The following is a 15,352-nucleotide window of genomic DNA, read 5'->3' as shown; positions in this document are numbered from 1 at the left end:
GAGGCTACATGTTATTTTTTCGCTATCTGTTCATTTTATTTGCTCTCCCTTTTTTGCTGATTCAGACAGGGTACGCCAGCCAGCAATCCAGGGATGAGACAGTATTCCTCACGGTGTTGCATACCAACGATCATCATGGGGCCTATTGGCAAGACAAGGAGGGAAATAACGGACTGGTTAACCGGTTTGCAATGATTGAGCGTATTCGCAATGAAGTCGCTGCGCAGGGAGGTGCGGTGTTGTTGCTGGATGCCGGTGATGTCAATACCGGTACGCCGGAATCGGATCTTCTCCTTGCCGAGCCTGATTTTAAGGCCATGGCGAAGATGGGGTACGATGCGATGACGGTGGGCAATCATGAATTTGATAACACACATGATATTCTTCAGCGTCAGCAAGGCTGGGCAGGGTTTCCTTTTCTTTCTGCCAATATTTATAACAACAAGACGTCGCATCGTGCTTTTACACCTTATGCATTTTTTGAGAAGAAAGGGCTGAAAATCGGTGTGCTGGGTTTGACCAGCGTGGATACCAGGATCGTTGGCAGTAAGGCGATTCTGGCAAATCTCGATTTCCGACCCCATGTCAGTGAAGCGCGTAAGGTCTTAGCGGAAATGGCAAAAGAGAAACCCGATGTGGTTATTGCGCTTACACATCTTGGGTATTATTACGATGGCAAGCACGGCTCCAGCGCGCCGGGTGATGTAGAACTGGCGCGCGAACTGCCCCCCGGCAGCGTGGACATGATCATTGGCGGGCATACCCATACCGCCGTCTGCGTTGGCGACAAAGCACTGGATGCTGATTGGCGTAAACATGCTGACTGCAAGCCCGATCGCCAGAATGGGATCTGGATAATGCAGGCGCTCGACAGCGGACGTTACCTTGGGCGGGCCGATTTTATCTGGCAAAAAGGTCAGCTTACGTTAAAACGTTATCAGTTGCTGCCTGTCGTCGCCTCGACAGAAGCGGAGACGCCAGCGGTGCAAGCGCTATATACGCTGTTGCAGGGATATAAAAAACATATCGATACCCAGTTAAGCGTGCCGGTTGGCATGTTCAGGCAAACATTTGAAGGCGATCGCGATGTGGTTCGCTCACAGCAAACCAATATGGGGCAACTGATTATTGCCGCGCAGATGGATAAAACCCAGGCGGACTTCGGCGTTATCAGCAGCGGGAGTATTCGCAGTTCTATCAGTGCGGGGCCCGTCACTTACCGCGATGTGTTGAAAGTCCAGCCGTTTGGCAACTCGGTCACTTATGTTGCACTGACCGGTAAGGAAATTATCGACTATCTCAATGTTGTCGCATTTAAGACTGCGGGCTCGGGGGCTTATGCTCAATTCCACAACATCGCGTTTGACCGGGATAATGGCAAAGTGGCTCACGTCACGATAAGCGGTAAGCCACTGGAAATGGATAAAACTTACCGTATGAGCCTTCCCAGTTATAATGCCACAGGAGGGGATGGCTACCCGGAACTCAATCAACACAGCGGTTACGTTAATACGGGATACATTGATGCCGAAGTGCTGAAATCTTATATCGCAAGGAAATACCCGTTATAAGTCCTGACGCATAACGGAATAAAGCCAACGGCCACCGGAAGTTGCGGTGGCCGTTTTATCGGTTCTGTATTATTTGGTCCGTTGCGGGATCATATGTTTTGGCCTTTCTAATACAACGTTACCAAAACGATAATCCCTGATGACCGCGTCAGGATCGTTCCAGATCTCTTCATCCACTTCTTCCAGGTCAATCTCAAGACCAAATTCACCTTTTTGCACGTGTTTAACCTGAAAAACGGTATAGGCAGGGTAAAGGACTTCTGCCTGTTTTATGTGGGTCAGTTGGGTGATATTTCGACCGCTGGTTCCCACCACATTTAAAATCGCCGTGTCGGAGTGAAAACCTGATCCAAAACGCTGACGCATAATGAATTCGGCAGCAACGCCTTTGGCTGCGCTGGTGGAAAAAAAGGTTCTTGTTGTGACGTAATCGCCTGGCTTCCATGCTCTGCGTTTGCCATCTTTCCCGGTTGTCACGGTCATACTTCGGGTGACCGGAACGCCGGACGTTTCATAGGTAAATCCCTTTTCGATAAACGCACCGCGGTAGGTTTTCCCTTTGTGAGAGGGCAGTCGGGATAAGGCGTTAATCAGTTCAACCCCCTGGCCCATGTGATAACCCTGTGCTTTCTCTTGTGCATTCAGATCCCTGAACCCTAATGTTATCGTATGGAAAGGGAGTGACTCTTTACTGTAAAGGTTGATGATATCGCGCTCAGCCTGGGTCAATTTTCTGACTGCACCGCTGGCAACGGAGGAGGAATGCAATCTTTCATGGTATTTCCGGGCTAACTCGCTAACGGAGTTTGCGAACGGATTAACACGTTGATCGCTTAAGATTTTATTGCCTTCGCTTTTTTGATCGTTACTCCAGAATTGCCGTTTTTTAAAAGCCTTGTTATACACCGGATCGCTGCCAGAGCGGAGATTGTGTTGATGGAGGCGATTCTTTTCAATTTGTGACCTCAACATCGACGATATCGGCCATGGCTCAATACCAACATCATCGACGAAGGCATCCGGATGCTCCTTGATATAGCGGAGCAATTTTTTCGCGCCGACATCCGTGGCATTCACATAACGCTGCAATGTCAAAGGCCCTACCGCTTGTCGAATGGCGAGGGCCAGATCGGAAGGTTCAATTTTTGAGGCTGAAGGTGTTTTCTTTATTTTTTCCCGTGTTGTTGCATCTTCCTGCGCCCGTAAAGACTCCAGGTACAGATAGAGAATTTCACCGCGTGAAAGGATATTTTTAAAACGTTTGTGCAGCTCGGGAAGGGATTCCGTCAGTAATGAAGATGTCAGCGTGATATCGCCATGAGGCGTAAGTGCACGGTTAATTTTCGCCAGAATGCTTTCGATATTGAACATGATTCTGCCCCTTTTATTGGCTATATAAGCAGCATGGTTTCTCCCTTAATCTGTGCCAGAGGCTGGGGTAAAAAATCAGAATTCTCACGACTATTTACACGCCTTACGTTCCCTGTCGTCTATCCCTGTGACGCTATAGCAACCTCGTAACGGCCGTCCGTAGCGCGTACGGCCGTATTCATTCTGGAGAGATGAGGGTGTGTGATATCTGCCGCATTGCTCAGGCGCTTTATCATCCTGACACGATTGATATTTCAGTATTGCATCACTGCTAACCGCCGCGCGGCGGTTAGCAGGCTTTCGCCGGCTGGCGGAAAAAATCCTCATGCAGCGCTACCTGATTGCGCCCGCGTTTTTTAGCCGTGTACAGCGCTGTGTCTGCTGCGCTGTAGAGAGTTTCGAAGTCGCTCTCTTTCGCGCCGAGACTGACGCCAAAACTGGCCGTCACCCACTGCTGGGGCAGCACCTCCAGCGGTGAGGCATTGAGCGAGGCATGAATATAGCTGGCGATAATCATCGCCTCTTCAATGCGCGCTTCAGGCAGCACAATGGTGAACTCTTCGCCGCCCACGCGACCAATCGCTGCGCTTTGCGGCACGGCGCGGCGCACGCGCGACACCAGTGAGCAGATCACCCGGTCGCCCATCGGGTGACCATACTCGTCGTTAATGCGTTTGAAATGGTCAATATCCAGCAGGATCAGCGCAACGCTGCCGGTAGTCAGCCCCTGATTGATCTGGTTGATGATCGCGCTACGGTTGAACACCGCCGTCAGCGGATCGTGCGTCGCTTCATACTCCAGACGCGCCGCCAGTTGCTGAAGTTGCTCGTTCATGCGGTTTAGCTCACGCTCCGCGCGGTCGCTGCGGGAAATCAGACGATACGATTCGCGGATCAGACGCTGATAGTGTTTCGCGACGCCCCACAGCTTCTCACGGCAGGCATCGGCAGAGAGCTGACGATCGGCGGCGGCCAGCCTGGCATCTTCGAGAACGGAATACTCCTCCCGGAACAGCTCATTGATATCTAGCATGCGTTGATGTCCGGAATAAGAAACACCGCCAGCGAAGGGAAGTCGACACGCAACTCCTGACCAAACTCTTCGGAGATATCGTCTTCGGCGTCGTAGTACCAGTGCAGTTCGCAGGGGACGTCCTGTTTTGCGTGATCGTTCAGGCTTTCAAACAGGGTGAACAGCAGCTTGGTACTGGAACTGTTGAAATAGCGCAATGCGACGTGCAACTGCACCGGCGTTGATGTTTGCGGCCGGGTTTGCAGCCAGCTTTCCGTTGCGTCCAGTAGCGGGCGGAAGAACGCAGCCGCGTTTTCCGGGTAGGCTTCACCTTTAAGCAGCAGTCGCTGCGCGGCAAAATCGAACTTCACCTCTGGCGTGGCAGCGGTGGCGGTCAGTTCAATCGGGGGCGTCAGTGTCGTATCAGTCATGGCAAAAGGTTGCCTTTAAGTGAAAGGCGGAGAGGTTGCCTGCCGCCAGTGGATGAATGCGATATTCCAGCGGTGCGCTGGTATCCCGCGCCATGGTCAGCAAACCGATGTTCGCGCCTTTGCTGGTCGTCGGCGCTTCTGCACGCAGCCCTTGCTTCCAGGCATCGCGAATTTCCGCCTGCGTCATCGTACGCAGGACTTCAAGGTTGGTTTGCAACAGGGAAGAGGCTTCTGGCCCCACGAGGTTTGCGGTTTCGAGGTAATAATGGGAGGTGTCCATATGGAAACAGACAGAACCAAAACGCAGCTCATCCTGACCGGTGCACAAAAACCGCTCATCTGAGGAGTAACGCACAATGTTTTGCCCCATTTCGATAAACACCGAGAACAGTTTACGGCGCGTAACGGCGGAAGATTCGTGCTTATCCAGCCATGTGCGAATGACGTTGCCCAGCGAAACGATATGCTGCTGAGAAAAATAACCCGTATAAAACAGCTCAACGGCATTTTGCCGTTGCAGAGTAAAAAGGGGTAACAGGACGGCTTCTTTGCCCTGCAGGTCATTTATTTGCATACTTTTTGTCTACCAGCGAAAACCAAACCATGTCATGTCGTCACGGGATGCCTGTTGCCCTTGCCAGCTTTTCAACGCCTGAAGCAGGGCATCGGAAAGGGCAGACATGGGCAGTGAGCGGTTCTGTACTAACAGTGACTGAATACGTTTCTTACCAAACATAATGTCGCGCGGGCCGCCGGGCTGGTCCGTTGCGCCATCAGAAACAATCAAAAAAGTATCGCCCCGTTGCAACGGTGCCTGATAACGCTGCCACTGGTAGTCCACTGGCGTATCGGTATAACCGATGCCTTTGCGACAGCTGTCCAGCACAATGGCATTGTCGGCATGTGCGCCGAGAATAAAGGCGTGCATACGGGCGCTGGCCCAGCTTACCTGGGCGTGATGGGTATCGACATACAGAGCAATAGCGTCGCAACCGTCATTGGACTGGCTGCGATCGGACGAAGGGTGTACCTGGCTTAATGTCTGTTTAATGTGCTGATTGATCAGGCTGAGCAGGTGTTCTGGCGCATCGGGCCGGGCGATGGTCAGCGCTTTTTCCAGCGCCGAAGAGAAAATGAACGTCATAAAGGCACCGGGAACACCGTGGCCGGTACAGTCCGCCAGCACCATTAGCCAGCCATTTTCACTGCGCTGAAACGCGTAAATGTCCCCGCCAACACAGTCGCGCGGGTGCCAGTATAAACACCACTCTTCCAGTGTTTGTTCAATGGTATTGCGTGAACGGCTCAGCATCGATTCCTGAATAATGCGCGCATAATCAAGGCTTTGCATAATTTGCAAATGCTGTTTGGCTTGCAAATCCGATACGGTGCGAATCAGGTCGATACCCAGACCAATACCGATGTACTGCCCCTGCTGGGTGAGAATAAAGCCCTCCGTCACCGCTTTATCACCGGTTTCGATGACCCGTTCCGACAGGTATTCCAGACCCGCATCGGCATCAACGATCAGCGGGCTTTTATCCATAAAGGCGATGCAGCTTTTCTGATCGTAAAGTTCATGGAAAAAGGGGCGGCTCATCTGTGACAAAAAAATATGGCGGTTAATCATGCCAATAGGGCGATTGTTCTCCAGCACCGGCAGGCCAATCAACGCAGTATGTTCGTTAAACAGCGACATCACCTGCGTATTGTTGTTGTCTGGTGTTACGTGCGGTACGGTGAGGCGCAAAATACCGGCGTTAAGCTGTCGGGATGAAAGCGGAATATCCATGTTCTGACAGAACCTGTAATGAGAATATTCTTAGGTTAAGTCGGTTTTGTGACGGTTTGATTTCAGGTAAGTAAGCCGATGAATAACGGGAGATTATGGCTCCTTAAGCCAAATCTCAGTCGGATGCGCGGTAACAGAGCGGGAAAGGCAAAAAAAAGCCCGCACTTGTCAGGCGGGCAAAAATACTGGAAGCAATGTGAGCAATGTCGTACCGAATACCTGAGCGTTTGACTCAACTATTCGGTAATGAGAAAGATAATCTTTATCATCTTAACAATCAACCCCGCATTAAGTACGGGATCACGCACGTAATGTCTCCAGCGCTATAAACTCACGCCAGCTCACCTCGTCAATGTGAATGCCTTCTTGCTGACGACGGGCATAAGCGCGCCGTTCCGGCTCTCCCGGAATCTGCACATCGCGGCCTTGCTGGTCGTTACGCACCCAGTCCACCTGCGCCAGAAGTTCCTGTTGATAGTGCTCGCCTGCGCCCAAACGTTGCGGGTCAAACAGAATCGACAACATGTTGTTGATAATGCCCTCGCGGGGCGGAATGTGATGGCTTTCGGTTTCACCGCCGGTCAGCGCGGCGCCGAGCAGGCTGCAAACCAGCGACAGTCCTGCACCTTTATGACCGCCAAAGGGCAACAGTGCGCCACGGGGTTCGGTCATTAATACACCGGGATCGGTGGTGGGCTGTCCGTTAGCGTCTACCGCGCAGCCTTCAGGAATTTGCCGACCTTCATTCCAGGCCACACGGGCTTTATTCCCGGCGATGGCGCTGGTGGCGAAATCCAACACCACCGGCGGGCGGTTGTGTAACGGTATGCCGACGCAGAAGGGATTGGTGCCAAGCCGGGGGCGCAGCCCCTCGAACGGCAATACCGCCGCAGGGGCGGCGACGTTGGCAAAGTGGATCGATACCAGCCCGGCGTCGGCGACCTGCTCCGCCCATGCGCCAATTCGCCCAAGATGGTGTGAGTTCGCCAGACCGACAATCGCCACGCCAAATTGCCGGACGCGCTCGATGCCGGCGGTCATCGCCTGTTCACCCAGCAACTGACCAAACCCGTGCCCGCCTTCAAAGGAGAGGATTGGTCCGGCGTCACGCACGGTTTTCAGTTCAGCATTGGCGTTAAGATCGCCTGCCAGAATCGCGCGGATATAGCGGGGCAGCAACGTCACACCATGGGAATCGTGGCCTTTTAACGAGGCTTCCACCAGGTTATCCGCAACTTTTTGCGCAATCTCGGGTGCGGTATTCACCCGCACCAGATGCTGTTTCAACAATACGCGTAAATGTTGATGTGAAAATAGAGGCATAATCCCTGTACTCATAGAGGATAAAAAGAGGTGTTTTCGACTATAACGACGATATATTTGTTACATAACCATGAAAAATAACTATCCTTTGCCATTTATTGAATAATGCCGCGAGGGAAAAGCTATTTTTAATTTTCAACTAAGCATTGCTGATTAAATCATTTCCTTTTGCTTTCCCACCAGCCAATCATTTTCTGCTGATAACAACGATATTCTGGGGACAGGCATGAACACATTAAACAGGACGCTTGCCGGGGCGCTGGCACTTTTTACATTAAGCGGCGTGAGCCATTCGGTATTTGCCGAAGGGAAAATCAGCATTGCGCAGCAGTTTGGTATTGGCTATTTAATTCTTGATGTAGTGCGCGACCAGCACCTGATCGAAAAAGAGGGGAAAAAAGCGGGGCTGGATATCACCGTCGACTGGCGCACAATATCCGGTGCCACCGGCATGAATGAAGCCTTGCTCTCTGGTGCGTTAGATGTTGCGTCAGCTGGCGTGCCGCCGCTGCTTACGCTCTGGGACCGCACGAAAGGGAAGCAAAATGTCAAAGCCATCGCCTCGTTGGGCTCAATGCCCAACTATTTATTGAGTAATAATCCGGCGGTAAAAAGCATTAAAGATTTGACCGATAAGGACCGAATTGCGGTACCGGCTGCTGGCGTCGGTTTTCAGTCGCGAACCTTACAGATTGAAACCGCTAAATTATATGGCAACGATGATTTTAAGCGTTTTGATAACATTAGCGTTAGCCTTCCGCATCCGGATGCCAGTGCGGCATTAATTGCCGGCGGGTCGGAAATTACCACCCATTTCTCCAGCCCGCCGTTTCAGTATCAGGCACTGGAACATGATAATGTGCATAAAATTCTCAGCTCCTATGATGTCTTAGGCGGGCAAGCGACATTTAATGTGCTTTATACCACCGAGAAATTCCACGACGAGAATCCAAAAACCTATCAGGCATTTTATCGCGCACTGAGTGAGGCGGCGAAAATCATTAATGCCGACAAAAACGCAGCAGCGGAAACCTATATTCGCGTCGAAAAATCCCGTCTGCCGTTACCGCTGGTGCAGAAAATTGTTAACGATCCCGAGATAAGCTTCACCGTCTCCCCGGAACGTACCGGCGTGTATGCCGAAAAACTCCATGAATTGGGCGTACTGAAAAACAGAGCCAGTTCATGGAAAGACTATTTCTTTAACGAGGCGTGGGAAAACCCAGGCAGTTAAGCGGCAACCCAGGAGACACCGATGACAATGCATCCGAGTGACGGCCCCTTGTTGCAGGTCAGCAACGTGAACATTGAATACCGCACGCGCGAGCGCCAGGTGCGCGCCACCCACGATGTCAGTTTTGATGTCTGGCCGGGCGATCGCTTTATCTTGCTTGGGCCGTCAGGTTGCGGGAAGTCGAGCCTGCTGAAGGCCGCTGGCGGTTTCCTCACGCCACGCAGTGGGCAACTTTCGCTGGCCGGTTCGGTCATCACGTCCCCTGGCCCGGAACGGATGATGGTGTTTCAGGAGTTCGATCAGCTGCCGCCGTGGAAGACGGTACTGGAAAATGTGATGTTTCCGCTGCTGGCAAGTCGCAAGGCCAGCCGGGCGGAAGCCAAAGAGACCGCGTTGCATTTTCTGCATAAAGTGGGGCTGGCGGAGTTTGCTGATGTGATGCCGCACATGCTTTCCGGCGGCATGAAACAGAGGGTGGCCATTGCCCGCGCACTGGCGATGAAACCGCGCATGCTGTTAATGGATGAGCCTTTCGCGGCGCTGGATGCGCTCACCCGACGCACCATGCAGGAAGAGCTGCTGGCGCTGTGGGAAGAGGAGCGTTTTACGCTGCTGTTTGTCACCCACTCAATTGAAGAGGCGCTGGTGGTCGGAAGCCGCATCCTGGTGCTTTCCCCGCACCCCGGCAGGGTCAGAGCGGAGATCAATTGCCATCAGTTTGGCCTGAATGATTTCGGCAGCGAGGCGTTCCAGCACGCCGCGCGTCATATCCATGATCTGTTGTTCCCGACAAACGGGGCCAGCCCATCCCCTTCATCTGGTGAGGAAACCGCGTATGTCGCAGCCACCGTACATCCGTCCTGAATTCGAACGCGAATTACCGCCACTGCGTAATGTGCCGGTCGAGACGCCGTTACCGCTGAGTCAGCGCGTGTGGAATCAGGCGTGGTTACGTAAATCACTGATCGTGTTACTGGTGCTGGCGTTGTGGGAGGTGGCGGCGCGGGTGCAGCAAAATGACCTGATGCTGCCCGGCGTGCTGCAAACCTGGCATGCGTTCAGTGACGATATGCGCAATGGTGAATTGCCCGCCAAAATCATCAATTCGTTGAGTACCTTATTGAAAGGTTATCTGATTGGTAGCCTGCTGGCGCTGCTTGCCAGCGCGCTGGCGGTCACCACGCAATTTGGTCGTGACCTGCTCAGTACACTCACTGCGATGCTTAACCCGCTGCCAGCCATTGCTCTGCTGCCGCTGGCGCTGTTGTGGTTCGGGTTAGGTAATGTGAGCCTGATTTTTGTGCTGGTGCATTCGGTGATGTGGCCGATTGCGCTGAATACCTGGTCCGGTTTTAGCGGCGTGCCGGAAACACTGCGTATGGCCGGGCGCAATTATGGACTGAGCGGGCCGCGTTATGTGGTCACTATTCTTATCCCGGCGTCGTTGCCCGCCATTCTCGCCGGGCTGAAAATTGGCTGGGCATTTGCCTGGCGTACGCTGATTGCAGCAGAACTGGTGTTCGGCGCATCCAGTGGGGAAGGTGGTCTGGGCTGGTATATTTTCCAGAATCGCAATGAGCTGTTTACCGATCGCGTGTTCGCCGGACTGGTCACGGTAATTGCCATCGGTTTACTGGTGGAAGGCGTGGTGTTTGCCAGCCTGGAAAAAGTGACCATCAAACGCTGGGGAATGCATCGCTAGTACCCGCCTTATACTCACATCTATTGCTGATTGCCCGGTGGCGCTATGCTTACCGGGCCAGCTATGCGTAACGTCTTAGCCGCCATTTGGCAAAAAACAGACTTTTGCGATGATGCTTTTGCCCGCTTTAGCCAGTACTATCCGGAGTGCGGTGAAAACAGACAATGAGCGCATAATGACGATTATCTGGTGTGTGGTTCCGATATTACTGCTGTTTTTTGGGAAGGCGTGGAGCTCATCGAAGATCCGCGAATATTACAGCCGTTCCCAACGGGCGTTGCAGGCCACTGTTGCCAGGGAAATGGATGAGCAGCAACCCTCCTGGATCACGGACGTTTCCCGACGTGCCGAATTCACCGCCGGGCTGTGCGAACTCAGTCTTAAAAAAGGGGTACCGGACTGGTTTCTGGAAAGCATTGCCGGTAATGAAGAGGGGATGCACTTTCTTACCCGCCATGCTGCGCTGATGGAGAGCTTTGGCGCGCCGTTTCGCGATCAAATACAGGCTGCCGCCGAACTGGTCGACGGCGCCTGGCAACGTTCACAATCACGGGGTTATTGACCGGCAGGTCGCCGGGCGAAACTGGCGGATAAACGATCTAACAGAATCGCCATCAGCACCACCACCAAACCACTCTGCAGCCCCAGCCCCATCTCCAGTTGTTGAATACTGCTGAGAATGTCGTTACCCAGTCCTCCTGCACCGACCATGGAGGCAATAATCACCATCGACATGGCCATCATAATGGTCTGGTTCACCCCTGCCATAATGGCGGGCTGCGCCGCAGGAAGTTGTACCTTCCACAGCAATTGCCACGGTGTGCAACCAAACGCGATACCGGCTTCCATACGCGCCGGATTCACCTGACGGATCCCCAAATCCGTCAAGCGCACTACCGGCGGCATAGAGAACAGAATGGTGGCGAAGATCCCCGGTGGCCGCCCGAGGCCAAACAGGATCGTCGCCGGGATCAGATAGACAAATGCGGGCATGGTTTGCATGAAATCGAGTAGTGTCCGCACCACGCTACCCACGGCGGCGCGACGCGCGCTCCAGATCCCCAGCGGAATACCCAACAACAGGCTGAAGAAGGTTGAAGAGAGAGTGAGCGCCAGCGTGATGGCAGCATGTTCGCTGTAACCGCTGTAAATGATGTACAGCGTGGCAAGCAGGGCAAACAGCGCGAACCCCTTACCGATGCGCCAGCCGCCAATCACCACCGCAAGTATCACCAATCCCCAAGGGGAGAGGCTGTTAATCAGTAGCTCAAGGCTGCTGGCAAACAGATCGATACCGGCGGCAATGCCGTCAAACAACCCCCCAGCATTTGCCAGCAAGGCGTGAATAGCACTGTCGATCTGCCGACTGAAATCGAGTGGGTAAGCCATGATATTCCTTAACGCGTCGTCCAGATATCGGCGTAGTTTTCCGCCATTTGCCAGCGGGAGACATCCACACCGGAGAAGAAACGGCGCACATACGGTGTGGCAGGGGCATTGATCAACATTTCCGGTTTACCCACCTGCACCAGCTTGCCTTTTTCCATTATTGCGATGCGCGAACCCAGACGCAGTGCCTCTTCCATGTCATGGGTCACAAACACGATGGTGCGCTGCGATTCGGCCTGCAACATCAGCAGCAGCGACTGCATCTCGCGGCGGATAATGGGATCCAGCGCGGAAAAAGCCTCATCCATCAGCAAGACCGAAGGGTTCACCACCAGCGCACGCGCCAGTCCCACGCGTTGTTGCATACCGCCGGAAAGCTGGTGTGGGTAGTGGTCTGCCACGTTGCCGAGCCCGACTTTTTCCAGCATCGCCTGCGCCCGGCTTTCCCGTGCTTCGCGGGGCACACCGGCCACTTCCAGACCGAAGGCAACGTTATCCAGCACCGTGCGTTCGTCGAACAAGGCGAAAGACTGGAACACCATCCCCATGTGCTCGCGACGCAGAGCAATTAACGCCTTATCTGACAAACTGGCGAGTGTGCGACCTTGAAAGATCACGTCGCCGGAACTGGCTGGAATAAGGTGGTTTAACGTGCGCAGCAGCGTGGATTTTCCCGAACCGGATAATCCCACAATGACAAAGATTTCACCGGCAAATATGTGCAGATTAATATCTTGCAATGCGGTTACGGTGGCGCTTTTTTCCCGGCGGGGGAAAAAGCTCTTTCCGCCTGAGGAATAATACTGCTTGGTAATTGAGCGTAATTCAAATAGCGGCTGTGGCATAATGTTTACTTTATTTCAGGAGTGCTGATACACACTAGCGTAAAAGAATCTGGGGGAGAATTAATTTTCACTTTCCCGATATGCTTTTTACGCATTAGCTTATTTATATTACGCTAATGGGCGTTGCCTGCTCATGAAAACCCCAGGCCTCATCTAATAACCACGCTTTTATTTTTTCCTGCTGAACCGATGCCGGTTTATTGCTGGCGGAAATAAGATAATAACCGCGCTCAGTACGCACTTGCTGGCCACACTGGACCAGTTGCTGGTTCTGGATAAATGGCGTAATCAGCGGTTGCCAGCCCAGCGCGATGCCCTGGCCTTCGAGTGCCGCCTGGATCACCAGCGAATAGGCATTAAAGGTGCGCGATGCGCTGTGGCTCTGGCCATAAATCTGCTGCTGGTGAAACCAGTCCTCCCAGGTTATCCAGCGTTGTGGATGGGTCTCCGGCAGTTTTAATAACGGGTGCGACAGCAAGGCTTCCGCCCGGTTGTGCTGACCCAGTGCCTGTTTAATCTCCTGATTGCACACCGGAAAAACCACCTCCGGGAACAGGCGCTGTGTCTGGGTTGCTGGCCAGTTTCCCTGACCAAAATAGATGGCCAGATCCGCATTGCTGTCGCGAAAGTTGTAGTCATTCGGCGAGGTGGTGACCTGTACCTCCACGCCGGGGATCAGTGCCTGCAGACGCTCCATCCGTGGCAGCAACCAGTAACTGGCAAAACCCATATCGGTGTCGATACGCAGCACATTGCGCTTGCGGCGGGTACGCTCCAGTTGCTCGCTGATATCGTTCAAACTGCTGCGGACAATCAGGTACAGACTGTGGCCTGCTTCGGTTAACTGTACGCCGCGGTGCCGCCTCTCAAATAATGGCGCATTGAGCCGGCTTTCCAGCGCCTGAATACGCTGACTGACTGCAGGTTGGGAAAGTCCAAGCTCATTTCCGGCAGCGGTAAAATTGCCTAAGCGCGCCGCCGCTTCAAATACCACTAATGCCTGTAAAGGCGGAAGTTGTAATTTGTCTGCCATAAATCCACCTTATTTCATGATAAATAAATAACCCCTTCACAGGGCTAAATATGCGTGAGATAAACGTAACACGTTTTTTGTGAATATCTTATTTTTGGACGTCGCATGCTTATAAATAAACCGAATATCGTTATTCTGATGGCCGATCAGTTAACCGCCAGCGCCTTAAAAACGTATGGTAATAAGGTCAGTCTGACACCGAATATAGATAAATTGGCGGATGAAGGCGTGGTATTTGAATCTGCGTATTGCAATAGCCCGCTTTGCGCACCGTCGCGTGCGTCGCTGATGACCGGTCAATTTATTTCCCGCAACGCCGTCTATGATAATGCCGCCGAATTTCATGCCGATTCGCCCACACTGTGTCACTACCTACGTGAGCAGGGCTATCGCACCTGGCTCTCCGGCAAGATGCACTTCTGCGGCCCGGATCAACTGCATGGTTTTGACGAGCGCCTGACCACCGATATCTACCCGGCGGATTTTGGCTGGACGCCGGACTGGCAGCGTCCGGAGCGCCGCCTTGACTGGTATCACAACATGAGTTCGGTGCTGGACGCCGGGGAGTGCGTGCGCACCAATCAGCTCGATTTTGATGATGAAGCGCTGTTTCTGGCGCGCCAGCGGCTGTATGACGCAGCCCGTCGCCCGCAGGAGCAGCCTTTTATGTTGCTGCTGTCGCTGACCCATCCGCACGATCCGTTTGCCATTCCTCGTCGCTACCTTGAGCGCTTTAACGATGCCGATGTCGATCTGCCGCAAACGCGCCGGGAAGATGTCGAAGACGATGCGCATTCCGCGCGCTTGCGGGCCATGTATCAACTGGAAGAGGGGTTGCTCAGCGATGAACATATTCGCCGTGCGCGGCACGCTTACTATGGGGCACTGGCCTATGTGGATGATTGCTTTGGCGAGATCATATCGACGTTGCAGGAGACCGGCCTGGCGGAAAACACCGTGGTGCTGGTGGTGGCCGATCATGGCGAAATGCTGGGCGAGCGCGATCTCTGGTACAAGATGACCTTTTTTGAAAACGCCGTACATATCCCTTTTATTGTGCATAACCCGGCACGCTTTGCCCCCCGGCGTATTGCGCAGAGCGTTTCTCTGGTGGACTTACTGCCTACGCTTATCGAACTGGCGAGTGGCGAAGAGGGTAATGTGCGGGCGATTGCCCCGCTGGATGGTCACAGCCTGATGCCGCATTTGCGTGGTGAACCGGGGCCGGATGGCGTTTACAGCGAGTACCTGGCTGAAGGTGCGCTGGGGCCGATGCTCATGATCCGTCGTGGGCCGTGGAAATATGTCTATTCCTTTAGCGACGCGCCGCAACTTTTTCATCTGCATAACGATCCCCATGAACGCGTCAATCTGGTGGCGGAGAAGGCTTACCAGCAGGTTGCCGCGGCGTTTGCCGCCGAAGCCGATGCTCATTGGGACGTCTCCGGGTTGCGTGAACAAGTGCTGGCGAGCCAGCAGCGGCGGCTCTTTTTAACGCGTATAGCCGGGCAGCATGCGATTCCGGAATGGGACTTTCAACCGCATCAGGCCGCATCGCAACGCTACATTCGCAATCATCAAACGCTGGATGAACAGGAAGCTTTTGCCCGTTATCCGCGTCCTTTAAAACAACCGGCAGGAAAATAACA

The 15,352-nt window shown here is 53.4% G+C and carries 15 protein-coding genes; 6 read left to right on the top strand and 9 right to left on the bottom strand.

Annotated features, from left to right (window positions below):
- Window positions 1-8: 8 nt before the first annotated feature.
- Window positions 9-1,571, top strand: a complete 1,563-nt coding sequence (ushA, locus tag GA0061071_RS02350; RefSeq protein WP_088238165.1) for a bifunctional UDP-sugar hydrolase/5'-nucleotidase UshA — start codon at window positions 9-11, stop codon at window positions 1,569-1,571.
- 69 nt (window positions 1,572-1,640) lie between these two features.
- Here the strand turns inward: ushA and GA0061071_RS02345 are convergent, their stop codons facing one another.
- The 6 genes from GA0061071_RS02345 to GA0061071_RS02320 form a co-directional block, all read right to left on the bottom strand.
- Window positions 1,641-2,942: an ADP-ribosyltransferase domain-containing protein gene (locus tag GA0061071_RS02345; protein ID WP_088238164.1), complete on the bottom strand. Its 1,302-nt coding sequence runs from the start codon at window positions 2,940-2,942 to the stop codon at window positions 1,641-1,643.
- 289 nt (window positions 2,943-3,231) lie between these two features.
- Entirely contained in the window at window positions 3,232-3,975 is a 744-nt protein-coding gene (locus tag GA0061071_RS02340) for a GGDEF domain-containing protein (protein WP_061493821.1), read from the bottom strand.
- Entirely contained in the window at window positions 3,969-4,385 is a 417-nt protein-coding gene (locus GA0061071_RS02335) for a DUF1987 domain-containing protein (protein WP_061493822.1), read from the bottom strand. The genes GA0061071_RS02340 and GA0061071_RS02335 overlap by 7 nt, the downstream gene beginning before the upstream one ends.
- On the bottom strand, window positions 4,378-4,959 hold the full coding sequence (locus GA0061071_RS02330; RefSeq protein ID WP_061493823.1) for a SiaB family protein kinase: 582 nt from the start codon (window positions 4,957-4,959) through the stop codon (window positions 4,378-4,380). Before GA0061071_RS02330 ends, GA0061071_RS02335 begins: the two co-directional genes overlap by 8 nt.
- A 9-nt stretch (window positions 4,960-4,968) precedes the next feature.
- Window positions 4,969-6,177: a SpoIIE family protein phosphatase gene (locus tag GA0061071_RS02325; protein ID WP_088238163.1), complete on the bottom strand. Its 1,209-nt coding sequence runs from the start codon at window positions 6,175-6,177 to the stop codon at window positions 4,969-4,971.
- A 300-nt stretch (window positions 6,178-6,477) separates the two neighbouring features.
- Window positions 6,478-7,500: a malate/lactate/ureidoglycolate dehydrogenase gene (locus GA0061071_RS02320; RefSeq protein WP_088238162.1), complete on the bottom strand. Its 1,023-nt coding sequence runs from the start codon at window positions 7,498-7,500 to the stop codon at window positions 6,478-6,480.
- A gap of 226 nt (window positions 7,501-7,726) precedes the next feature.
- On the opposite strand from GA0061071_RS02320, the gene GA0061071_RS02315 reads away from it, so the two are divergent.
- The 4 genes from GA0061071_RS02315 to GA0061071_RS02300 all read left to right on the top strand — a co-directional run bounded on the left by GA0061071_RS02315 (window position 7,727) and on the right by GA0061071_RS02300 (window position 10,998).
- Window positions 7,727-8,734: an ABC transporter substrate-binding protein gene (locus GA0061071_RS02315; RefSeq protein WP_088238161.1), complete on the top strand. Its 1,008-nt coding sequence runs from the start codon at window positions 7,727-7,729 to the stop codon at window positions 8,732-8,734.
- A gap of 21 nt (window positions 8,735-8,755) precedes the next feature.
- Complete coding sequence (locus GA0061071_RS02310) at window positions 8,756-9,598, top strand: ABC transporter ATP-binding protein (protein WP_061493826.1); 843 nt, start codon at window positions 8,756-8,758, stop codon at window positions 9,596-9,598.
- Window positions 9,570-10,436, top strand: coding sequence for an ABC transporter permease (locus GA0061071_RS02305; protein ID WP_061493827.1), 867 nt, complete (start codon window positions 9,570-9,572; stop codon window positions 10,434-10,436). The genes GA0061071_RS02310 and GA0061071_RS02305 overlap by 29 nt, the downstream gene beginning before the upstream one ends.
- Window positions 10,437-10,611: 175 nt before the next feature.
- On the top strand, window positions 10,612-10,998 hold the full coding sequence (locus GA0061071_RS02300; RefSeq protein ID WP_088238160.1) for a hypothetical protein: 387 nt from the start codon (window positions 10,612-10,614) through the stop codon (window positions 10,996-10,998).
- Here the strand turns inward: GA0061071_RS02300 and GA0061071_RS02295 are convergent.
- The 3 genes from GA0061071_RS02295 to GA0061071_RS02285 all read right to left on the bottom strand — a co-directional run bounded on the left by GA0061071_RS02295 (window position 10,992) and on the right by GA0061071_RS02285 (window position 13,703).
- Window positions 10,992-11,825, bottom strand: a complete 834-nt coding sequence (locus GA0061071_RS02295; RefSeq protein ID WP_061493829.1) for an ABC transporter permease — start codon at window positions 11,823-11,825, stop codon at window positions 10,992-10,994. The genes GA0061071_RS02300 and GA0061071_RS02295 overlap by 7 nt on opposite strands.
- 8 nt (window positions 11,826-11,833) lie before the next feature.
- Complete coding sequence (locus GA0061071_RS02290; protein WP_061493830.1) at window positions 11,834-12,670, bottom strand: ATP-binding cassette domain-containing protein; 837 nt, start codon at window positions 12,668-12,670, stop codon at window positions 11,834-11,836.
- Between the two features lie 103 nt (window positions 12,671-12,773).
- Window positions 12,774-13,703, bottom strand: coding sequence for a LysR substrate-binding domain-containing protein (locus GA0061071_RS02285; RefSeq protein WP_088238159.1), 930 nt, complete (start codon window positions 13,701-13,703; stop codon window positions 12,774-12,776).
- A 105-nt stretch (window positions 13,704-13,808) separates the two neighbouring features.
- Between GA0061071_RS02285 and betC the strand changes: the two genes are divergently transcribed.
- Entirely contained in the window at window positions 13,809-15,350 is a 1,542-nt protein-coding gene (gene betC, locus GA0061071_RS02280) for a choline-sulfatase (protein ID WP_088238158.1), read from the top strand.
- Window positions 15,351-15,352 lie beyond the last annotated feature (2 nt).

The organism is Kosakonia oryzendophytica, from assembly GCF_900094925.1.
Classification (GTDB): Bacteria; Pseudomonadota; Gammaproteobacteria; order Enterobacterales; family Enterobacteriaceae; genus Kosakonia; species Kosakonia oryzendophytica.
The sequence above is the reverse complement of the archived record's forward strand: the minus strand, read 5'-3'. Positions and strand labels throughout refer to the sequence as shown.